The sequence below is a fragment of the Paenibacillus sp. MBLB1832 genome, assembly GCF_032271945.1.
Lineage (GTDB): Bacteria > Bacillota > Bacilli > Paenibacillales > NBRC-103111 > Paenibacillus_E > Paenibacillus_E roseopurpureus.
The window spans coordinates 3,118,889-3,141,034 of sequence record NZ_CP130319.1 but is presented as its reverse complement, the minus strand read 5'-3'; the positions used below and the strand labels follow the sequence as shown (position 1 = coordinate 3,141,034).

23 protein-coding genes are annotated in these 22,146 nt (G+C 45.7%); 20 read left to right on the top strand and 3 right to left on the bottom strand.

Features of this window, described 5'->3' with window-relative positions; all coding sequences use genetic code 11:
• Nucleotides 1-16 precede the first annotated feature (16 nt).
• Nucleotides 17-1,663, top strand: coding sequence for a serine/threonine protein kinase (locus tag MJB10_RS14050; protein ID WP_314795554.1), 1,647 nt, complete (start codon nt 17-19; stop codon nt 1,661-1,663).
• On the opposite strand, the gene MJB10_RS14045 is transcribed toward MJB10_RS14050, so the two are convergent.
• Nucleotides 1,647-2,129, bottom strand: coding sequence for a TspO/MBR family protein (locus MJB10_RS14045; protein ID WP_314795552.1), 483 nt, complete (start codon nt 2,127-2,129; stop codon nt 1,647-1,649). The genes MJB10_RS14050 and MJB10_RS14045 overlap by 17 nt on opposite strands.
• Before the next feature lie 131 nt (nt 2,130-2,260).
• Here MJB10_RS14045 and MJB10_RS14040 point away from each other — a divergent pair, with 131 nt between their 5' ends.
• The 16 genes from MJB10_RS14040 to MJB10_RS13965 all read left to right on the top strand — a co-directional run bounded on the left by MJB10_RS14040 (nt 2,261) and on the right by MJB10_RS13965 (nt 20,139).
• Nucleotides 2,261-2,782, top strand: coding sequence for an acyl-CoA thioesterase (locus MJB10_RS14040; protein WP_314795550.1), 522 nt, complete (start codon nt 2,261-2,263; stop codon nt 2,780-2,782).
• A 271-nt stretch (nt 2,783-3,053) separates the two neighbouring features.
• Entirely contained in the window at nt 3,054-4,208 is a 1,155-nt protein-coding gene (locus MJB10_RS14035; protein ID WP_314795549.1) for a P-loop NTPase family protein, read from the top strand.
• Nucleotides 4,186-5,448: a CpaF family protein gene (locus MJB10_RS14030; RefSeq protein WP_314795547.1), complete on the top strand. Its 1,263-nt coding sequence runs from the start codon at nt 4,186-4,188 to the stop codon at nt 5,446-5,448. The genes MJB10_RS14035 and MJB10_RS14030 overlap by 23 nt, the downstream gene beginning before the upstream one ends.
• 47 nt (nt 5,449-5,495) lie before the next feature.
• Nucleotides 5,496-6,317 (top strand): type II secretion system F family protein, encoded by an 822-nt coding sequence (locus MJB10_RS14025; RefSeq protein ID WP_314795545.1) that lies wholly within the window; start codon nt 5,496-5,498, stop codon nt 6,315-6,317.
• Nucleotides 6,318-6,399: 82 nt separating this feature from the next.
• A complete protein-coding gene (locus MJB10_RS14020) occupies nt 6,400-7,107 on the top strand; it encodes a type II secretion protein F (protein ID WP_314795543.1) in 708 nt (235 codons plus the stop codon).
• 15 nt (nt 7,108-7,122) lie between these two features.
• Nucleotides 7,123-7,350, top strand: a complete 228-nt coding sequence (locus MJB10_RS14015) for a Flp1 family type IVb pilin (protein ID WP_314795541.1) — start codon at nt 7,123-7,125, stop codon at nt 7,348-7,350.
• The gene (locus tag MJB10_RS14010) at nt 7,340-8,344 is read left to right on the top strand and encodes a TadE/TadG family type IV pilus assembly protein (protein ID WP_314795539.1); all 1,005 of its coding nucleotides are present in this window, start codon (nt 7,340-7,342) and stop codon (nt 8,342-8,344) included. The genes MJB10_RS14015 and MJB10_RS14010 overlap by 11 nt, the downstream gene beginning before the upstream one ends.
• Nucleotides 8,345-8,358: 14 nt before the next feature.
• On the top strand, nt 8,359-10,638 hold the full coding sequence (locus tag MJB10_RS14005) for a hypothetical protein (RefSeq protein ID WP_314795538.1): 2,280 nt from the start codon (nt 8,359-8,361) through the stop codon (nt 10,636-10,638).
• A 16-nt stretch (nt 10,639-10,654) separates the two neighbouring features.
• Nucleotides 10,655-11,320, top strand: a complete 666-nt coding sequence (locus tag MJB10_RS14000) for a pilus assembly protein (RefSeq protein WP_314795537.1) — start codon at nt 10,655-10,657, stop codon at nt 11,318-11,320.
• A gap of 1 nt (nt 11,321) precedes the next feature.
• Nucleotides 11,322-11,828, top strand: coding sequence for an A24 family peptidase (locus MJB10_RS13995; RefSeq protein ID WP_314795535.1), 507 nt, complete (start codon nt 11,322-11,324; stop codon nt 11,826-11,828).
• Between the two features lie 17 nt (nt 11,829-11,845).
• Nucleotides 11,846-13,330: a DUF6382 domain-containing protein gene (locus MJB10_RS13990; RefSeq protein ID WP_314795533.1), complete on the top strand. Its 1,485-nt coding sequence runs from the start codon at nt 11,846-11,848 to the stop codon at nt 13,328-13,330.
• Nucleotides 13,331-13,424: 94 nt separating this feature from the next.
• The gene (locus tag MJB10_RS13985; RefSeq protein WP_314795531.1) at nt 13,425-14,987 is read left to right on the top strand and encodes an ABC-F family ATP-binding cassette domain-containing protein; all 1,563 of its coding nucleotides are present in this window, start codon (nt 13,425-13,427) and stop codon (nt 14,985-14,987) included.
• 46 nt (nt 14,988-15,033) lie between these two features.
• Nucleotides 15,034-15,324, top strand: coding sequence for a Dabb family protein (locus tag MJB10_RS13980; protein WP_314795529.1), 291 nt, complete (start codon nt 15,034-15,036; stop codon nt 15,322-15,324).
• A 149-nt stretch (nt 15,325-15,473) separates the two neighbouring features.
• Nucleotides 15,474-16,523, top strand: a complete 1,050-nt coding sequence (locus MJB10_RS13975; protein ID WP_314795528.1) for a M42 family metallopeptidase — start codon at nt 15,474-15,476, stop codon at nt 16,521-16,523.
• The gene (locus MJB10_RS13970; RefSeq protein WP_314795527.1) at nt 16,520-18,466 is read left to right on the top strand and encodes an ABC-F family ATP-binding cassette domain-containing protein; all 1,947 of its coding nucleotides are present in this window, start codon (nt 16,520-16,522) and stop codon (nt 18,464-18,466) included. The genes MJB10_RS13975 and MJB10_RS13970 overlap by 4 nt, the downstream gene beginning before the upstream one ends.
• Nucleotides 18,467-18,525: 59 nt before the next feature.
• Nucleotides 18,526-20,139, top strand: a complete 1,614-nt coding sequence (locus MJB10_RS13965) for an ABC-F family ATP-binding cassette domain-containing protein (protein ID WP_314795525.1) — start codon at nt 18,526-18,528, stop codon at nt 20,137-20,139.
• Nucleotides 20,140-20,206: 67 nt separating this feature from the next.
• Here MJB10_RS13965 and MJB10_RS13960 read toward each other — a convergent pair whose 3' ends face one another.
• Entirely contained in the window at nt 20,207-20,425 is a 219-nt protein-coding gene (locus tag MJB10_RS13960; RefSeq protein ID WP_314795523.1) for a hypothetical protein, read from the bottom strand.
• A 73-nt stretch (nt 20,426-20,498) separates the two neighbouring features.
• Here MJB10_RS13960 and MJB10_RS13955 point away from each other — a divergent pair, with 73 nt between their 5' ends.
• Genes MJB10_RS13955 through MJB10_RS13945 form a run of 3 tightly spaced genes read left to right on the top strand, consistent with a single transcriptional unit; the run spans nt 20,499 to nt 21,747 of the window.
• Nucleotides 20,499-21,023: a hypothetical protein gene (locus tag MJB10_RS13955; RefSeq protein WP_314795521.1), complete on the top strand. Its 525-nt coding sequence runs from the start codon at nt 20,499-20,501 to the stop codon at nt 21,021-21,023.
• Nucleotides 21,023-21,346, top strand: coding sequence for a thioredoxin family protein (locus tag MJB10_RS13950; RefSeq protein WP_314795519.1), 324 nt, complete (start codon nt 21,023-21,025; stop codon nt 21,344-21,346). Before MJB10_RS13955 ends, MJB10_RS13950 begins: the two co-directional genes overlap by 1 nt.
• Before the next feature lie 14 nt (nt 21,347-21,360).
• Nucleotides 21,361-21,747: a kinase-associated lipoprotein B gene (locus MJB10_RS13945; protein ID WP_314795517.1), complete on the top strand. Its 387-nt coding sequence runs from the start codon at nt 21,361-21,363 to the stop codon at nt 21,745-21,747.
• Here MJB10_RS13945 and MJB10_RS13940 read toward each other — a convergent pair.
• The gene (locus tag MJB10_RS13940) at nt 21,744-21,965 is read right to left on the bottom strand and encodes a hypothetical protein (protein WP_314795515.1); all 222 of its coding nucleotides are present in this window, start codon (nt 21,963-21,965) and stop codon (nt 21,744-21,746) included. The two genes, MJB10_RS13945 and MJB10_RS13940, sit on opposite strands and share 4 nt — an antisense overlap.
• Between the last annotated feature and the right edge of the window lie 181 nt (nt 21,966-22,146).

Below are 22,146 nucleotides of genomic sequence, written 5' to 3'. Positions count from 1 at the left end.
AGGTTTTCTGTTTATTGTGAATCAACGATCACCATGGAACAACGTCATTATAGGCAACAGGTACCAACTCATCTCACTGCTCGGGCAGGGAGGCATGAGTCGCGTGTATCTGGCTAAAGATCGGAAACTAATCGGCAAGCGATGGGCGGTCAAGGAAGTTGATTGCTCGCTGTCTGATTCCGCCTCGTTCATGGAGGAAGCGGAGATGCTGGCGAAGCTCGGGCATGCGCAGCTGCCGCAATTAGTGGATTATTTTATAACAGAGCAAGGCAAGGGCTATCTCGTGATGGATTACATAGAGGGGCCTACACTTCAGGATTTATTTGAGAAAAAGGCACGTCATCTGACTGTGGATTTGATTGTTCACATTGCGCTTCAACTGCTGGATATTTTCCACTATTTGCATACCTTCCAACCACGCCCCATCATTTACCGCGATCTAAAGCCAGCAAATGTAATGCTCAACACTCACAATCAAGTTCGATTAATCGACTTCGGTGTTGCTCGTCAGTTCAAGCAAGGCCAAGCCTCAGATACTATGCAAATGGGAACCGTCGGATTCGCTGCTCCTGAGCAATATGTGGGAGGGCAAACGGATGCGCGGACAGACTTGTATACACTCGGCTCCATGTTGTATTACTTATTGTCAGGTGGACAATATGCCTATTTAAACGTGAAACCACTCGAGCAGCTTCGTGATGGAATACCAGAGCAGCTGCGAAGTACTGTGAACTTACTTTTGCAAGAATCTCCGCAACATCGCTGCCAAACCGCTTTGGAAGTGAAACAACGCCTTCAGCTACTTGATCCACATCCTCTTTTCCACGACATATCAACTTCTAGACAGTCTTCACATACTGCCTCATCCCATGTGTCAGATCAATTAATTATTATCGGGGGATTATTCGCCGGGGTAGGCTCGACTTTCACTGCAATTTCACTTGCTCGAATTTTTCATGCCTTATCAATCCCTCATGCACTCGTTGAACAACCAACTATCGAGCCTGATCTCTATATGCTGCTATACGGTGATCAACATGCGCCATCTTCCTATTCATTTCTCTCCGAACACATGCATGATCCCTCCCAGGCAATCACACCAACTTGGAAAAATGGTTTTACCACTTGGGTTCCAATTCCACCTGACGGCTATCAAGGCTCTTGGCAAACGGCAGATGCCTTCAAATTACTTCATCTCGTGAAAAAGCCGATTGTCCTATGGGACATATCGACGGATTGGGAACATCCTGCGGTGCAGGAGCTATGTTATCGCGCAGATCGTATCCTCGTGGTCGTTGATGCTTCGCCCGGAAAGTGCAATCGACCTAGTTCACGAAGGCATCTTGAACAATTAATGTCTTACCAAAATCGAGGTCAAAATGTGCATGTAATCGTGAACGGAACCGTCCCTAGCCAATTTAAAAAGGAATGGCACGAAGCATGGCCGTCCGCTCCATTATGCACCATTCCCGAATTACCTCGTTCAGAGGTGTTACAAGCGAATTGGAAAGGCGATTGTATCCAAGATCGGCCTCCTTATTTGCATGCAATATTCAAAGCTTTCTACCCCATCCTTGGTGAAATCGTCCCTAACGAGCTCCTAATGAAGTGGGGGAAACCGTATAAGAAATCGCTTTTAAACTGGTTTAATAGGCATGTGTAGTCCCTTTGTTGAGTTGATAAATGCTCCAAGCCAATAAGGTTGCGAAGCAGGACCACAACAAGTAAGGCAGTAATAGCCATGCGGCTAACTTAGAATAAGGGATTGTTGCGTAGATCAGCATGAACGTTGTGAACGCCACGAGAGCCGAATCTAAAAAGGCTAGCCGCAAGTTCTTTAACTTGAATTCGAAGAAGCTAAAAGCTTGATTCGCAACATAATTCAACAGTAATATGAGCATATAGCTCGAGGATGCTTGCTGAAATCGATCGGTTTTCATATACACGATAGCAACTGATGCAGAGATCAATCCATACAAAATAGCCCAGACGATGCCGAATAATGGGGCAGGAGGGGTCCAGCTTGGCTTTTTCAAGGCCGCATAATAAGGTCGATCCGTTGGGAACAGCACACCCGAAATCGAGAAAAGCGCATACGTTATCAGAAATACGATTATGAACGTAAACATCGAAACACCTCCATCACATTGATAAGCTTGTATTACTATATTATGTTCGAGGTCCAAGTTATAACCAAAACTAGCCAGAAGTATGGTATGATGAGTCATATTTTGCAAGTAATGACGTGGAGGGAACTGGCATGGAGCCGAGATATTCTAGAGAATCCAGATGTTTCAAAACATCGCGTATTTTTCCTACTGATGTAAACAATCATAATACACTATTTGGCGGCAAGCTGATGTCTTATATTGATGATATCGCATCGATTGCCGCGCATAAGCATTGTCGCAGGTCGGTGGTGACGGCTTCAACGGATTCGGTTGACTTCCTGTCACCGATTCATACGTCGGATTCGGTTTGTTTAGAGTCTTTCGTAACGTGGACAGGCAAAAGCTCCATGGAAGTATTCGTAAAGGTTGTGACGGAGGATTTGAAATCGGGCACGCGGAAAATTGCCGCGACTTCCTTTCTGACCTTTGTTGCGTTGGATGAAAATAAAGTGCCAGTCGAAGTGCCGGATGTCATACCGGAAACTGAAGAAGAGTTTAAGCTTCACGAATCCGCGCCAAACCGCGCAGAAATGCGTCGACTTCGCAGAGTTGAGAGTAAAAAGCTGGCTAGCTTTTTTACGATGAAATATCCGTGGGAAAAAAGCGAATAATCAGGTGTTGATTTTTCAGGTAAATGTGGTACAATTTGGTTAAATTGAAAGATGGACAAGCGGAAGCACCGCTGACTGTAGAGGAAACTCTATCGTCGGCGAGTGCTTTTTTTATTGTTCTACTAATAGTCGGAGGAGGGGATAGCGTGAGCGTTTTGAGAACCGAAACGATTAATCGTTTGGCGATTGTCATGGCCATGATGGGGGCAGTATTGATTGGTTCAGGGCTTTATGCCAAGTTAGTGGGCTAGCGTTGTTAGGAGGGTACTACATGAACATGAATATGAATAAGAGCAAAATTCACGTATACATCCTAGATGATGATCGTGATTACATCTTGCGTTTAACAGATTTCATTCGCTCAACAGCGTTTGCTGAGCAACTGTATGTAAAATTGTTCTCCAAGCCTGAGTTGCTGCTTCAACTCAGTGAAGATTCGAATATCCAAGGTATATTGCTGCTATCGGAGTCTTACTATCCGCTTTTTCAACATCATCGAACATCGTTATCATGTATGTTTCTAAGTCAGAACATAGCAAATTCGAACACAACAGATGCTGGGCATCCGTTCTTGTTTCGTTTTCAACCACTGCAATCTTTGGTCTCTCGTCTGATAACCCTTTACATGAAAGGGAGCCAGTTTGAACGACGTCCAGCAATGGATCGCAAAACACAGGTGATTTCTGTTTTCAGCGCTAGTGGTCATATCGGGAAGTCGATTACAGCCATACATATGGCGAAGCAATTAGCATTTCGCGGGGAGCGCGTTTTCTATTTAAGCTTGGAAAATGTAAGTGCAGCATCGCAATGGCTGCAAGGAGAAACGGGGCACATGTCTCAGCTCCTTTACTATGTGAAAACTTCACCAGCGCTTGTCGGTGCAAAGCTGGGGCAGCTCAAATCGCACGATGCCCGATTGCGTTTCGATTTCCTAACTCCCCATGAGCAGATGCGAGAAATGCAAGAAATGAATGGCGAACATATTCGAGAACTGCTTCATGCGATCATCGACTTGGCCGCGTACGATACGATCATCCTAGATTTAGAATCGTCGGTCCACCCGAGAATCCTAAAAAGTCTAGAGATGAGCGACACGATTGTTTGGCTTCTCCACGATGATTGGCAGGATGCTGTCAAAACAAGATCCATGTTGAAGCAAATGAGCGATTATCCGCACATTCATTTCGTGATGACGCAGTGGCGAGGGAAGACCATTAATGATTTTGATTTTCTAGGGAAAAAGCCAACGTATCAACTCCCATATATGCCCGAGTGGAAGACCATCCATGCTCCGGAGCAAATTTGGCAATCCGACTTGTTTGCTGAGCAAGTAGCAGGCATGCTGCATGCCATTTCGCAGCAAGAATCGATCTTTTCCTTTGTGGAAGGAGGGAGGGGGGAAGTTGGATCAACAGCTGTTTCATGACTTGAAACGAGAGATAAAAGAAAGCTTAGATCTTTCCCATGAGCTTAGTGATTCTCAACTGTTGGGTCATATTGAGGAGACGATTTTTCGTGCCGCCAGAGAGTGCGGATGGACATCGAGTGAGATGCAAACGGGTATCAAACGCTTATTTGACAGTTTTAGAGGATTAGATATTCTGCAGCCACTGATCGATGATCCAACTGTTTCGGAAATAATGGTGAATGGTCATACTTGTATTTTTTATGAACGCAGAGGAGCTGTGGAAAGATATCCCTTCGAACTGGAAAGTGCTGAGAAGTTGGAGGATTTGATTCAAATGATCGTTTCCAAAGTGAATCGCATCGTGAATCAAGCATCCCCGATCGTAGATGCCCGATTACAGGACGGTTCCCGGGTCAATATTGTTTTGCCGCCAGCCTCATTAAGTGGGCCGACATTAACCATTCGTAAATTCCCAGCGAAACCAATGATGATGAGCGATTTAATCGAGATGGGAAGTATCACAGCGGATGCTGCAGAAATACTGAGAATGATGGTGGAGGCTGGGTTTAATGTATTCGTTGGCGGTGGAACAGGGTCTGGCAAAACAACGTTCTTGAATGCACTTAGTGCTTGGATTCCAGCGCATGAACGCATTATCACGATTGAAGACTCGGCGGAGCTTCAGATCCAGAATGTACCAAACCTCGTCCGATTGGAGACAAGAAATGCCAATACCGAAGGGAAGGGCGCGATTACGATTCGGGAATTAATTCGCTCTTCGCTTAGAATGCGGCCCAATCGAATTATTGTAGGGGAGGTGAGGGGCGCAGAAGCTTTAGATATGCTTGCTGCGATGAATACTGGACATGACGGCTCTTTAAGTACTGGGCACGCAAACACCTCGAAGGATATGCTCAGCAGGCTGGAGACGATGGTACTGAGCGCAGCTCCGCTGCCAATTGAAGTCATACGGAAACAAATTGTATCTGCGCTGGATATTGTCATCCATATTTCAAGGCTGAGGGATCGAACGAGGAAAGTTACTGAGATCCATCAGGTTGCAGGATTGAAGGATGGCGAGGTTGAGCTGATTCCATTATTTCTTTTTGAAGAAACAGGTGACACATTGGATAGCCGAGTAGAGGGAGAACTTCGGTACACAGGCCAGCCACTTATTAATCTCCACAAAATTAGAATGGCAGGCAAGCAGTTGCCCGCTTGGCTAAATCAACAAGTAGAAGGCAGTGTGACCGCATGATGGTTTGGTTATGGGTCCTTGTGGTAGGCGGTGGGAGTTGGCTCGTCATGATATATGTTGATAAGAGAAAGCGCAGCCCAGCAAGGGCATTTAAACCTCAAGCAACTTTCCCGCAGTCCCCGAATAGCCCCATCGATTATAACCAGTACGAATTAACCTCCAAGGAAAAAGGTACCGCCATTCTAATGCTTGCCCTGCCAGCGTTCATGATCGGATTCATTTTTTACCAAAACGTCATACTTGCTTCCCTGTTAGCAGCATCGGGATTGTTCTTTCCGAAGGTAAGGCGAATGCAAGTAATTCATAAACGCAAACAATTGCTTTATGTACAGTTCAAACAAGCATTAAGCTGTCTGTCTTCCGCCATGACAGTCGGTAAATCAATTGAGTCAGCGTTCCGTGAGTCCTGGGAAGACTTAAAACTGTTATACCCCGATCCGGCCTGTCTGATCGTTGTGGAGTTCGGCATGATCTGCCGAAAGTTAGAAAATGGCGAGCCCATCGAGGCGGCGCTTAAACATTTTGCAGATCGAAGTCACCTAGAAGATATTCAAAGCTTTACGGATGTGTTTCTAACCTGTAAACGAACGGGAGGCAATCTCGTGGAGGTCATGAAGCGGACGGCTACGGTTATTGCTGAGAAGCTGGAAATTAAGCAAGAGATCGCGGTTATGGTAGCTCAAAAGCGGTTTGAATCTCGCGTTCTAGTTGTTGCACCAGTCGTGATTGTTGCTGTTTTGGCCTTTTCCTCGCCGGATTATATGGAACCACTTTATAGGGGGAGCGGGATTGTCATTATGACCATTTGCTTGCTTCTGTTATGTGTTTGTTACGTGATCACTCAAAAAATTATGAATATTAAGGTGTAGTATGGCCCAGGATCAGAAAAATCCGTTTCGGTTAAAACGATTAGCCCCTTACAGTTGTTATCTCATTGATAAACTGAGATTGATGGAGAAATTTCCGAATTTCACTTCGAGTATCCATCACAAAATTACCGTCCTATACGGCAGAAACCAAATCTCACATGGCAGCAAGTGGTTTATGGCTGAGCTCTTATCTGCGAGTGTGATAAGTCTGTTTGGTATGGCAATATTGGCACTAGTAGCTGGTGGGGACGGCACAGTTATTGTTTTTGGCGTGCTGCTTGCCATTGGAATGCCCTTACTTATGGTGCGTGATCTAGATGTGCAAATTCGCAAAAAACATACGAGGATGATCCTGGATTTACCAGAATTTCTAAGCACGATCGTGCTGCTGGTCAATGCAGGGGAAACCGTTAATCGAGCATGGATACGGTGTGTGCAAGCCAAACCCCAGCTAGCTGAGTCGCCGTTATACAAAGAACTGATACTTGCTGTTCATGAGCTTGAAATGAATACATCCTTTACGAAAGTTTTGGAGGATTTCAATAAGCGCTGTGCGCTGCATGAAGTCTCTTTATTTACGTCAACGTTGGGGCTGAATTACAAAAGAGGAGGGCATGACTTCGTCATTGCGCTTCAATCGCTTTCACTAGAGCTTTGGCAAAGACGGAAAAGTGTTTCCCGTACCCTTGGGGAAGAAGCATCTTCCAAGCTTGTATTTCCAATGGTGTTGATTTTCGTTGTGGTGATGGTCATTGTTGCTGCACCTGCTTTACTAATGATGAAACAATAAGAAGGGAATGTGAATATGATACGTATTACGGATTTTTTTAAGCGTGTTTGGCAGGAGGAAGAGGGGCTCGGAACGTTGGAAATTTTGCTAATTGTGGCTGTTCTTGTGGCAATTGCGATTATATTCAGAAAGTGGATTGTCTCATGGTTTCAAAAGCTAATTGGAGATGCTAACTCCGATCTTAAGGATAACAGTGGTGTTACTCCTTGTGCGCCGAGTCCGACAACTAGCTGTGCGCCATAAGCGAACACTTCGATTTGTACGGAATGAACAAGGGAGCTTCACGTTAGAAGCTTCACTGGTGTTTCCAATGATTTTGCTGTGTACAGTTGCATTGTTGTTTATCGGAGTGTATACATACCAGCACGTTTACATGCAGCAGCTAGCCACTACGACAGCGGAGAAGCTTGCTTTTACATGGGATAACAGCCATAAAGAGCTAGAGACGGGAAGTTTTCGTCCCGAAGAAAATGACGGTTTGTATTGGCGCCTAACGCAGGATGATTTGTCCGATCTATTCGGACTCTTGCGTGGAAGCGGTGGAGGCAATCTAGCCTTACCGTTTTCCAGCGCGACAAGTCTTGTTGATCGTAAGCTAGCGCGAGCTTCCAATTTGCTTCCTCAAGGGGTAACTGGCGAGGCTTCGTATTCGAATTATTTTTTAGATCATCAAGTGAAAGTGCGTATTCAAAGGTCGTTTCTTATGCCTGCTTATGTGCGTAAATGGTTGGGAAAAGACCGAGCCGAAGGTGCGGGAGTTTCACATGTGGTGGATGCTGTGGAACTCATTCGGACGACAGATCTTACTCGTACTTATCTGCTATCCTTAGTTGGCGTTATTTCGCCAGCGAAGGCGAAGGCGGCACTTATCGAGCCTGTGAACAATGATATGTCAGGTCCTGCTGTCATCATTCGATCCGAACGTGAGGCTGCGTCTTACCTGAGGTCGCTCGTTGGCGGCACTGCAGTGGTTCGTACAACTGCATCTGGAAAAAGTCGAACCATCGATGCTCTCGATGCGCGGGGCATTGGTCATCAAGCTTTTTATAGCATGACGGAAGCTCAATTACGACTAGAACAGATGCCGAAAGACGTTGAACTCCTCAAGAAAGATCCAAGTATGAAGGGAATTGTCTGGCACTTTTTTAAGAAGGATGCAAGTGGGAAAGGGATGCCAACAAATGCCTTTCGACAGGAGCTTGAGCGTAATGGCATTGTCGTCGTTATTCATAATTAGAGAGGGGAGAGCCTTTGCGGAGATTTCTGTATAACGAAAACGGTGCGGTTTCCGTCTATCTGATTCTTATCATTGTGCCTATTTTTTTGTTTCAAGCGGTACTTATTGATTTTGCTCGCATTCAAGTGGCGGAGGCAGAGACTGAATCGGCTGTACAAGCAGCTGCGCGATCGGTGATGTCCTCTTTTGATCTTGAGTTGCAGAAGCGAGGTTTATATGGCATGGGTCTCACGCAAGAGGCTGCCATACAGCAGTTTAATACTGTCTTCGAGAGTAATTTATCTGGTGGAATTACTTCAAAAGCATTTCACTTTATTAACAATGCATCGGTTAAAGACACTTCGCGTGTTACACCCGTATACTCCCTCGCCAGCCATGTCATATTTGAAAATCAGCTTCTTCAAGACATGAAATTAAAAGCCCCTATTACCTATACCCTAGAGATTGTGGATAAGTTTAAGAAAAGCGGTGTCCGCGAACCCTTTCAATCAGGTGCTCAATTTGTTAAAGATGCGGAAGAGATCGAAAGACTGATTGATCAACGCGAGGATGCGCTGGATGAAGCTTGGCGGCAAGTGGAAGTCCTGCATGCCAAACTAACCGCGTATCACAGTTACTATCACACCAGATTATCCGAACTAGATAATTTAGCTGCTCAAATCGGTCTTCATACCCTGGATGATGTGCGCGGCGAAATGACTCGCGTGCAAGAGGACATGCAATCGCTCTACACCTCCATACAAAACGTGGACGCCTCGATCTCATCCCTATCAAAGACGGGTAAAGAGGCAGCAGAACGTGTTCAGTCTCTTCTTGATGCCAAACAAGTATTAGAGTCACAGTTAAGCACGTTAAGTCAAAAATTTAGTGACCTGGATAATCTCCTAAAAACGATAAGTACCTACTCTGCGCTCCTCGTCAGCACAAAGCTGGAAATGTCGGCAAATGAGGCAGTGGTTTCCCAGCTTCAGCAAGCCATTGAGCCTGCAATTCGCAAGGCCAAACTAAAAAATGACGAGATTCGAACGAAATTAACTGGCATTTCCGCTGCAGTCAAGGGAGATGACCAAGGAGCGCGCGCTGTTTTTTCACACGTTTCATTGATTGCAGATACGTACTTTGATCAGTATCAAACGTCAGTGGCTGGCATAACTGCATTATTCGGAGCCTTTCGTTCAGCTCTCGAGGGTGTTTATTTGTTTACGAGCGAAACGACGAACAAGCTAAATCAAGCGAATGAAGCCTATTGGGGCGAATTGAATTCCTTTTATCAATGGATGAGCCCTCTTGAGCACACTAGAATGGGAACCAACAGCGACAACTCAGTCAATAAACATGCACAAAAAAATAAAATACAAGCTTTACTGGATCAAGCCAAAGCTGCCATAGGAGGATGCAGTGTAACGAATATGTCGAATGGGGATTCAGTCAACTATGAGAAACTCCAAGGAGTCGATGCTGATGCGCGCAAGGAGCAAGGCTTATATCAGAAATATCGTCAATTGAACGCGCAAGATGAAACGATCGGGAGTGATGTTGCTTACGAACTTAATCAGGCCGAGCCGTTTAGTATGAAAGCGATGGACATATTATCTGCGATTAATCAAGCGGGAGAAAACTTACGAAATGAACTGTATGTGAATGAATTTGCCCTAAGTAAATTTAACTATCGAACGTATGGTCAGGAAAAAGAGTCGTCAGGGCAGCCGAAATTGTCGCATGAACGCTTCGATCCGAGCACGCATCCTTTAGCCAACCAAGAAGTTGAATATTTGTTATATGGATTCTCTTCGTGTGTGGCGAATATGTCATCCGCCTATGCTGAAATGTACGCACTTCGTTTAGCTGTACGCACCTTAGAAGCTTTGTTAGATCCTCGGAAAGAACTGTTGAATATCGGTTCTCCACTTCTTGTATTCTTGGCTTGCGCGGCGGAAGGTGCCGTTGCAGCCCTTCAGGACATGAATGCACTTGTGAAAGGGGAAGCTGTTGAGCTTTCCTCCAAATTGTCGGCTGCGGCACTAAAGCTAACTTATAAAGATTATTTGCGTTTATTTCTACTGCTTCATAGCAATAACGAAAAATTAATGGCGAGAATGCAAGCACTGATTGAGCTGGAAACAGGCAAAGATCTTCAACAAGAAACCGCCTATGTCCAAACGAATGCGACAAGTGAAATTAAGCTTTGGTTTATTCCGAAATTGATGAAATTGTTAGATGAGTCCGGTTTATTAGGCTGTAAAGTCGTTGGATCAACTTGTCAATTCAATCGCACAGCTATCGTTTCATATTGAAGAGGAGTGGGAGGGTATGTTTCGTAAGCTAATCCAAGGACAAGAAGGTGGAATCGTATTGGAGGCTGCTCTGTTATTGCCTTTGTTCCTTGCGTTTGTACTAGGACTCATTGTGTGTATTCAGCTTGCCATCATCGAAATGGCGATGCAGTCTGGTGTTTCCGAAGCGACCAAATCAATTGCAGGACAGTTGTATCCCGTTCGACTACTCGTCCAAGAAGCGAAATCAACCTATGATCAAAGCAGCGCAGCAAAGATGTTGAATGGGGCTGTTGACCGCGTTCAGGATGTGAGGAGCCGCGTGACGAGTGCGGAAGATTTTGCAGAACAATATGAAGCTTACATTCCAGATTCCGTCTTAGCGCTGGTGCAATGGGAGAAAGAGAAGCGGAAATTAGGGGAAGGGTTAGCGCAAGAGGAATTAGATAATCTGTATGAAACTCAAGTAAAGCCACGGCTATTAGCGGCATTTACGCCGATTGTTTTTGCATTTTGTCATGGATCAGCGATTGATCAACGTCATTTTCAAGTCACGGATGTGACGCTTCCGAGTATGGAACAAGGGGGAGTCGCGTACTTTGGTGTTGAAGCTCAAATGACTTATAAGCTGCCGATCCCCTTCATGAGCCTGGTTATAGTTGTGAAAAAGAGAGCGTATGAACGCGCGTGGGTAGGAGCTTAATATGATTCCAATTACTTTTATCACATATATTTTGATTGCCTTTGTCATAGATATCCGCCACGCTAAACTGCCTAATAAACTTACTATGTGTGGAACTCTTATTGGATTGATGTTCCACTCCGTAACGCAAGGATGGACTGGATTTCTATTTGCCTGTATGGGGGCGCTTGCAGGTTTTTTCGTCGTACTTTTGCTTCATATCATTGGAGCTCTGGGAGCAGGGGATGTGAAGTTGTTTGCGGCAATTGGCGCCATGATGGGTGTTTCGTTTGCTTTACAAACATTGATGTATGCCGTGCTGTGTGCAGGACTTATCGGGCTTTTTCTTTTATTCATTCGTAAGCGGTTAAGGGCAACAAGTCATCGATTAACGAATTGGATTCTCGCCATTGTGGCGCTGCAGAAACTAGAAACATTGCTAGAAATCAAACATCAGAAAAATATGAAATTTCCCTTTATGTATGCTGTTCTGCCAGGTGTGGCTTGCGCTTGGGTTTATTCATTTTGAGAAAATGAGGTGGAAGGGTGACACAAGATGTTTTTGGATTTCGCTATGCATTTGTGTATCGACAGGGACATGCCATGGAGCTATATAAAGAAGATGGCTTACAAGTGGAAGCATTATCTTCCTTGCAAGTGCGGATGCTGGAAGCGAATCGCATTCCAAGACTGCTGCCTCTAACGATTCATGAAGAGGATCTACAAGTCAAACTGGTGTACGCATTATCAGCTACTCGTATGTTATCGCACCTTTTGAAAATCGAGGCTTTCTCTGTCCCGCAATTGGCCAAGCTGATGTATGCTGTTGTTTGTGCCATTGAAGAAAGTCATAACTACATGTTGCTCGAATCGAATTTTGTTTTGAAAGAAAATTTTATTTATATCGGACGAGATTGGTCAGATGTTTACCTAACGTATATTCCACTAGAAAAGCAGGAGGAAGCGGTCGATGTTTGTCAAACGATTGAAAAGCTCCTCTCCAAGCTTATTATGTACCTGAGCGATGAGAACCAGACCCATATGTTGTCATGGCAGCAAACCCTTTATGCGCAAAATCAGAGTATTCGAGGCCTCAAATCCGCATTATTACAACTGATGGATGAGTCGAGCGCGAAATGGCAACAGAAGGAAGAAGAGGTTGGACAGATAGAAGTTGGGTTACCAAAATCATATTTGAAAAGTGTAGATTTGGCTCATGAACCCCAAGCAGCTCAAGCAGCTCAACCTCATTCTCATAAAATTGAACTAGAAAGTTCACTTTCCTCCAACCCGAGTAAATCAATGACATTCACTCGACTTAATACGAGAACGTTATGGTACACGCTTGCTTTATTTCTCGTCTGTTTAGCCTTGCTATGGCAGCAATATGTGGCTCATCCTTCTACCAGTTCACTGCAGCTCGTGACAGGTGCAACATTGCTTCTGGGTGATATTGTGTTCATTCTTTTGTTTCGAGGGCTTCCAACCAGAGGTGAGAAGGACTCATTTAAGCAGTCAATTAATCAGCAGAAACAAGCAAATCGAATAGAGTCGCCGCACCTCATGGGCCTTCCAACGAATTTGGCAATGGCTTTGCCAGCCTCTCCAGCAGCTATGAACATGAAGCAATACTATGCGGATTTACCTAATCATACGACGCTGTTACGCCCGTCTCAATCGAATGCAACGGTTGTTTTAGGTCAATCCAAGCCTCAACCAAGCGGTCCAAGGCTGGAATATATCTGTCATGGGATGAACCAATCTGTTCTCATTCAAAAAGAACTTTTTACAATTGGCAGAAAGGATGACCAAGTTAACGTGGATCTTCCTCTCGAAGAAGCGGGTGTTTCCAGAATCCATGCAGAAATTATTCGTTTTGGCGTTACTTACCAGATCAGAGATGCAGGCTCTACGAATGGGACTTACTTGAACGACGAGCAGTTGGTTGTCTATCAAGGGTATCCATTAAAAGATGGCGATTGCATCCGAATTCTTCGTCATGAATGGCGATTTCGGATTGCAGACAAATAGTTCTTCTTCCTGTCAGCCTTGTACAGTGGTATAATAAGAAGTCGCGTGTAAAATGCGATTATCTTTTAACTGGACAGGAGTTTGGATTTACACAATGAGTCTGTTATCGATTGAAGATTTAAGCCACAGCTTTGGAGATCGGACATTGTTCAAAAATGTTTCGTTCCGCCTGCTGGCTGGCGAGCGCGTTGGCATTGTTGGTGCAAATGGCGTGGGGAAATCCACGTTGATGAATATATTGACAGGTAAGCTTTTAAAAGATACAGGAAAAGTCGAATGGACACCAAGAGTTCATTATGGCTATCTTGATCAGCATTCTGTGCTAGCGGCTGGCCGTACAATCCGCGACATTCTGCGCGATGCGTTTTTGCCCCTGTATGAAGAAGAGAAAAGAATGATGACGATTACGGACAAAATGGCCGACGCCACACCGGAAGAGCTTGAAGCGTTGCTTGAAGAAATGGGCGAAATCCAAGAACGTTTGGAAATCGGTGATTTCTATTTGCTTGATGTGAAGATTGAAGAGATGGGCAACGGTCTAGGATTAAATGCTATCGGCCTTGATCGCGATGTGACGTCACTTAGCGGCGGACAGCGGACGAAAGTGCTTCTTGCTAAGCTGCTCTTGGAGAAGCCAACCGTTCTCCTGCTCGATGAGCCGACCAACTATTTAGATGTGGAACACATTGAGTGGTTGAAAATGTACCTGAAAACTTATCCGTATGCCTTCATGTTAATTTCACATGATACGGAATTTATGAATGAAGTCGTGAATGTTGTGTATCATTTGGAGTTTTCCAAATTAACGCGGTATACGGCGAACTATGAAAAATTCCTTGAAATGGCTGAGATGAACAAGACACAGCACATTGATGCCTATGAGAAGCAGCAAGAATATATCAAGAAGCAGGAAGATTTTATCGCTCGGAATAAAGCACGGGCATCAACGTCAACAAGGGCGAAGAGCCGCGAGAAGCAATTGGATCGAATTGACCGTATCGAGCGTCCTGAAACAGCAATGAAGCCTACTTTCGTATTCAAAGAATCGCGGACAAGTGGTAGAATCGTATTTGAAGCGAAAGATTTGGAAATCGGCTATGATCGTGCTCTGCTTCCTAAGATGAACGTGACGATTGAACGAGGCGAGAAAATTGCGATTGTGGGCTGCAATGGTGTGGGAAAATCCACGTTATTGAAGACGATTCTTGGCAGAATTGAGCCATTCAGCGGTTCAACGTATCGTGGTGATTATTTAAGCCCTGCTTACTTTGAGCAAGAGGTTAAAGCGCCGAACATGACACCGATTGATGATGTGTGGAACGCCTTTTCATCCATGACTCAGAATGAAGTGCGAGGTGCACTGGCGCGCTGTGGGCTCAAAAATGAGCATATTACTCGTGCGATGAGCATGTTAAGCGGCGGTGAGCAAGCCAAAGTGCGTTTATGCAAACTGCTTATGCAGGAAAGCAACTGGCTGCTCTTCGATGAGCCGACGAACCATTTGGACGTTGTGGCGAAGGAAGAACTTCAACGCGCTTTGAAAGAATACAAAGGGACTGTACTGCTTGTGTGTCATGAGCCTGAATTCTATGAAGGCTGGGTTACACGGGTATGGGACGTTGAGGCATGGTCAGCGAAAGCGAAAGTGACGAATTAACGCATGTGCGATTAGAACGAATCGACGAATCCGAGGAGGTATGACAATGTTAACGCATGTTGTATTTTTTAAGCTCAAAGATCGCAGTCCAGAAGCCATCGAGGTAACAAAAAATGTGCTAACGAACATGGAAGGCAAAATCCCAGTTTTAAGACACATCGAAGTTGGTACGGATATTCTACATTTAGAGCGCTCTTATGATATTGCTTTGATCACGAAGTTTGATTCGCTAGATGATTTGAAAGTATATGATACACATCCTGTCCATGAAGAAGTTAAAGCTCATATGAAAACTGTGCTGGATGGAACGTCCATCTGTGTGGATTTTGTTAGCTAATCGAGTTTGAAAAACAGGGAAGAACAGTGTAGTATCCTTAGAAGAGACTCGTTCTTGATTGTATAAATCAGGGGAAAGTCTCATTCAGAGGCTGCACTGTTCTTTATGTGTTTACCCGCTTTTTACTTACTTAGGGGAGAGGAATCCATTTGAAGTCCCAATTAGATCAAGCCTATATGACAGAAATACTAGAGATGCTGCTGCGGACGCCTAGTCCGACAGGGTACACGCATCACATTATGAAGAAAGTTGAGCAAGAGGTGCAGAAGCTGGGCTTCGAGCTTTCCTATACAAATAAAGGCTGCGGCATTGTGACGATTCCTGGAGCGCACGCAGAGCGTGTGATCGGGATTTCAGCACATGTTGACACACTGGGGGCTATGGTTCGCTCCATCAAAGAAAACGGCACGTTGAAAATTACGTCGCTTGGCGGATTTATGATGGGTGCCATTGAAAATGAGTACGTCCAAATCCATACACGTGATGAGCGCGTTTATGACGGTACGATTCTAACTTCACGTCCATCGGTGCATGTCTATGAAGATGCAAGAGAGTACAAGCGTGATGAAGCGAATATGGAAGTTCGCATTGACGAGTTAGTTGCATCCAAGAAGGATGTTCAAGCGCTCGGTATCCGTGTGGGTGATTACATTTCGTTCGATCCGCGTGTGCAAGTCAAGACGAACGGCTATGTGAAATCGCGTCATTTAGATGATAAGGCCAGTGTTGCGTCCTTATTTGGGCTTTTGAAGCTGATAAAAGATGAGAATTTCCAACCTTATTACACCATCAAGCTGTTCTTCTCTAATTATGAAGAGGTAGGTCACGGCTCCGCGTTTATCCCAGCGGATATTACCGATTTTATCGCGGTAGATATGGGCGCATTGGGTGATGATTTGAGTGGAAGTGAGCGTGATGTGTCCATCTGTGCGAAGGATTCATCAGGACCTTATGACTACGCCATGACGTCGAAAATGATTGAGCATGCCGAGAAGCTTGGCATCGGCTATGCTGTGGACATTTATCCTCGGTATGGATCCGACGCTTCCGCTGCGCTTAGGGGCGGGCGCGATATCCGCGCGGCGCTCATCGGTCCTGGCGTCCATGCGTCACATAGCATGGAGCGCACGCATATGGATGCTGTAGTGAACACAGCAGCCCTGCTTGCGGCTTACTTGAAGGAGCCGGTGCAAGGATGAATATTTTAAGCGCGCTCGATATTACCAAAACATACGGCGACAAGGTGCTCTTCGATGACATCTCGTTCACCCTGAACGAGAAGCAGCGCATTGGCCTCATCGGCGTGAACGGCACAGGCAAGTCCACGCTGCTGAAAATGCTGGCGGGGCTGGAAAGCCCGGATCGCGGCAAGCTTGTGCACGCGAACCATTTCCGCGTGGAATACTTGCCGCAAAACCCGGAGTTCGATCCGAACTCCACGGTGCTTGAGCAAGTATTCCACGGCGACTCGCCGCTCATGAAGACGCTCCGCGACTATGAGCTGGCACTTGCCGAGCTGGAGCAGGACGCGTCCAGCGAAGCGAAACAAGCCCGACTGTTCAAGGCTCAGTCGCGCATGGATGAGCAAGGTGCCTGGGAGGCCAGCACCTTGGCCAAAACCGTGCTGATGAAGCTCGGCATCAGCGAGTTCGATAAGCCCGTCGGCCTGCTGTCCGGCGGTCAGCGCAAACGAGTTGCCATGGCACGCGTTCTCATTCAACCTGCCGATCTGCTCATCCTCGATGAGCCGACGAACCATATTGACAACGAGACGGCCATCTGGCTCGAGGAGTTCCTCAGCAAATGGCGCGGCGCCTTGCTGCTCGTTACCCATGACCGGTACTTCCTGGAGCGGGTTACTACCCGCATTCTGGAGCTGGACCGGGGTAAGATCTACAGCTACGAGGGCAACTACGAGTGGTTCCTTGAGAAAAAGGCGGAGCGGATGGAGTCCGAAGCCGCTAGCGAAGATAAGCGGCAGAACCTCCTCCGCCGCGAGCTGGCTTGGCTCCGCCGCGGCGCGAAGGCGCGCACGACGAAACAGAAGGCGCGCATCCAGCGCACCGAAGAGCTTAGGGACCGCAAGGTTGACGGTCCCTCTGATAAGCTAGACATGGCGCTGGCTGGCAGCCGCCTGGGGAAGAAGGTGATGGAGCTAGACGCCGTCACCAAATCTTTCACAAGCGGAAAGCCACTGCTCAGCGGCTTCAGCTACATCGTGATGCCGAAGGATCGTCTCGGCATCATCGGTCCAAACGGCAGCGGCAAGTCGACGCTGCTCAATATGCTGGCTGGGCGCATCCAGCCAGACAGCGGTACCATCGAAACCGGTACCACTGTGAAACTGGCGTACTATACGCAAGAAAACATTGAGATGGACGAGAAGATGCGTGTCATCGAGTACATCAAGGAAGCCGCGGAGCAAATTCGCACGTCGGATGGCGAAACGATTTCGGCCTCGCAAATGTTGGAACGCTTCTTGTTTTCGCCAAACCTGCAATGGTCGCCAATCGGCAAACTGTCTGGCGGAGAGCGCCGCAGACTCTATCTGCTGCGCACATTGATGGGTGAGCCGAATGTACTGCTTCTCGATGAGCCTACGAATGATTTGGACATCCAAACCTTGACGATACTGGAAGATTATCTGGATGGATTCTCGGGAGCTGTCATTACAGTTTCCCATGATCGCTACTTTTTGGATCGAACAGTGAACCATTTATTCGCTTTCGATGGGAAGGGGCATATCGAGCCTTATATCGGTACGTACTCTGAGTATTTGGAAGAGAAGCGCGAGGAAGAAGAAGCGGAGCAAGCGAGAAAAGAGATCATTCGTCAAACCGCGAATAAGCAAACAAACGCAAGCAACAATGCGGCTTCCAACACAAGCGGCTCCTCCAATCGGCCGAAGAAGCTTTCTTTCAAAGAACAGAAGGAATGGGACGAAATCGAGAACACCATTGCTGCGCTCGAGGAGAAAGCAGAGAGCTTGAAAAAGCAAATCGAAGCCTCTGGAAGCAATTTTGATTTGGCTCGCGAGCTGTATGAACAAGAGCAGCAAACGGCTGCTGAGTTAGAAGCGGCGATGGAAAGATGGACTTATTTATCAGAACTTGTAGAAGAAATAGAACGAAATAAGTTATGATAGTAGAAGCAGTTACACGCTTAAATAGAAAATACAATAAAGGTAGGTAGACAGACCCCATGATTAGTGTAAATAACGTGACGCTTCGGTACGGCAAGAGAGCCCTTTTCGAAGACGCCAATATTAAATTCACACCAGGCAACTGCTATGGCTTGATTGGAGCCAATGGTGCTGGTAAATCCACATTCCTCAAAATTTTATCCGGTGAAATCGAGCCAAACACAGGTGAAGTGAACATTACACCAGGTGAGCGTATGGCCGTTCTGAAACAGAACCATTACGAGTTTGATGAAATCGAAGTATTGAAAACGGTCATTATGGGTCACGCGCGCCTATTTAAAATTATGGAAGAGAAGGATGCGCTTTATGCGAAAGCGGATTTCTCTGAAGAAGACGGCATGAGAGCGGCTGAGCTTGAAGGCGAGTTCCAGGATCTTGATGGCTGGCAGGCAGAATCCGATGCAGCTGAGTTATTGATCGGTCTTGGTATTCCAACTTCCTTGCATGATACGAAAATGAAAGATCTAGACGGGAACGAGAAAGTTCGTGTTCTCCTTGCCCAAGCGTTGTTCGGCAACCCGAACATTCTTCTTCTCGATGAGCCTACCAACCATTTGAACTTGGAGTCCATTAAATGGCTGGAAAACTTCCTTGCACGATTTGAAGGTACCGTTATCGTCGTATCCCATGATCGTCACTTCCTGAATCAAGTTTGTACACATATCGCGGATATCGACTTTGGTAAAATCCAAATGTACGTCGGTAACTATGACTTCTGGTACGAGTCCAGTCAATTGGCGCTGCGTTTGGCTCGCGATGCGAATAAGAAAACAGAAGAGAAGCGTAAAGAGTTGGAAGCCTTTATCGCGCGATTTAGTGCGAATGCGTCCAAATCCAAACAAGCGACTTCCCGTAAAAAGCAATTGGAGAAGCTTACGCTTGAAGATATTCGTCCGTCCAGCCGTAAATATCCGTTCATTCACTTCAAAGGTGAGCGTGAAGCAGGTAAGCAATTGCTTACGGTTGAAGGACTTTCCAAAACGATTGACGGCGTTCAAGTATTGAACAATGTTTCCTTTACGATGAATAAAGGGGATAAAGTCGCTTTCGTGGGGCCAGACGGTATTGCCAAAACGACGCTATTCAAAATTTTGATGGGCGAAATGGAAGCAGACAGCGGCACGTTCTCATGGGGTGTCACGACATCGCAGGCGTATTTCCCGAAAGACAGCCAAGATTACTTCAATTCTGACTTAACGCTGGTGGATTGGCTGCGTCAATACTCCAAAGATCCAGATGAGTCCTTCCTTCGTGGATTCCTAGGACGCATGTTGTTCTCAGGCGAGGAAGCGCTGAAGAAAGCGAATGTCCTCTCAGGAGGAGAAAAAGTTCGTTGCATGTTCTCCAAAATGATGTTGAGCGGTGCGAATGTGCTTATTCTTGATGAGCCAACGAACCACTTGGATTTGGAATCCATCACAGCGCTAAATAATGGCCTTGTTGATTCCGATTGCACGATGTTGTTCGTTTCCCATGACCATCAGTTCATCCAAACGATCGCTAACCGCATTATGGAACTTACGCCGAAAGGTCTCATCGATAAGATGGTCACGTATGATGAGTACTTGGAAAGCGAAGATATCAAAAAACAACGCGAAGTGCACTACGCGTAAGCATAGTCAAGTAAAAAGCGCCCTGATGTCTTGCTCTCAGGGCGCTTTTACCTACATTGTGTGTAGACTAGCTGCCGCCAGTACGGCGACGTTGATTATTCACTTTTTTGGTCATTTGGCTTTTAGCCGTTTGATTGGTATTCCCGGCTGCCTTCGGGTTTGCGCGCGCTGCGGCTTGATCCGCTTGTTTCTGAGCAAGTTTTTGTTTAATGGCATCGGCTAAGCTAACTTTCTTAACTTGTGGTTCAGCCTGCACGGCCTGCCCATCTTGAGGCTTGTCTGACATATGAGCACCTTCTTTACGTGATATGTCTATAGTATAATCGAATCGTAGCAAAGATGAAAGAAGGGGTGACGGGATGTTTGATCCAACCATCTATGACAATATCAAAGTCGTGCTTGAAGGCGCCGTGTATGATCTGGATTTGGAAGGGAAAATCATCATTACGAGAAGAGAAGATCTCGTCCACTTATCTTCAATGTCTCGAACATTTGCGATTGAATTTGCCCGAAAGCTGGATTTACCAAGTCGATCCGAAATGTATTTGAATGTACATCTCAGTGACTTAGCAGCTGAAATTCTGGAGAATCCTACAGCCAAGCCAGGTTGTACGTTGCTCATTAAGTTCCACACGGTCGTCAAGGACCCTGAGATCGACTGTCCGATGATTGAAGCGAAGCTGAATATGATTTGGGAGCAGCGACCGCGCATCACACAGGAAATTTCTTATTTGTATGGAGAACAACAACCGGACGAGTTCCGCAATCTCATCACGTTATCGTTTGGACGCAAAATTGACGAGAGTCATTTAGACGATTTCCCAGACTTGATTGAATACGCCTATGACAGCTTAACTTGGCTGGACGAAAGAGGCGTGCAATGATGCAGGAATTATCTCAAGCTGAGCTTATCGTCAAAGTTAATCAAGCTAATGAAGGTCCATTCGCAGTATTTATGTACACGCCGTTATGCGGGACCTGTAAAGTGACGGAGCGTATGCTGGATATCATTATGACCATGCAGCCCAGCTTACCACTAGTCAAATGTAATATTAATTTTTTACCTCAAATTAGCCAAGAATGGCAAATCGCTAGTGTACCGTGCATTGTCATCGTGAGGCCAGGATCTGTGAAAGAATATATATATCGGATGCAATCCGTTGATGAGTTATATCGCAAGCTCAAACCTTTAGTGGAACAAGAATAGGAGTGGATCGTCGTATGAATTTTCAAGTCGGAGATCAGGTCATTGCTGAATATAAAACAGGAGTTTATTACGGTGAGATTGTCGAAATGTCCTCTACCATGAAAGCTGCAGTCCGCATACTTGCGGTAAAAGAGCATCCGACACAAGGGGATTTGCATAACCCAATGGATCCGAGTGTAGCATTTTTCCATCAAAGACGGGCATTGTCCCATCAAGAAATCGCGTTAATGCCGCTGGCTACAATTCGTCCTTATGCAGGGACTGTACCGAGTTATTCAGATTCGCTGAAGAGAGCGTTAGTGGCTCAGATCGATAAGTTGACGGACATGGAAGCGTGGGCCCGACGCTCTCTGCAGGAGCTTGCTCAGCTGAATAACGAATATTTTCCACCGTCCAATTAGGAAACTTCTAAGTACAATTTAGTACCATCGTTATATTTGAAAATAGCTACATCACCAATGATCTCGATCAGCGAGATCATTTTTAATTTTCTGCGGAATTCAAAATGAAGCTCATATTCCTTCAATTTTGTGTTCAATAGCTCCATATGTGAGTGCTTATGTGTAAAATTCATCACGGGAATCGTTTTGTCTTTGAATCGAATTTTATTAGCTTGCATGGCAAGCCCTCCTTTATTTCTACATTTTACATCTTTAGGATACAATTCAAATGTTAGATATGTTGCTGATAACTTATTAAAAAAGTTTTAGCATTTTATTATATGTGAATAATAGCGCTACAGGGCTAGTTCCGCTAAGATTAATTTTGAAGTGCAGATTCGTGGTTGCAGGTGGAGATAT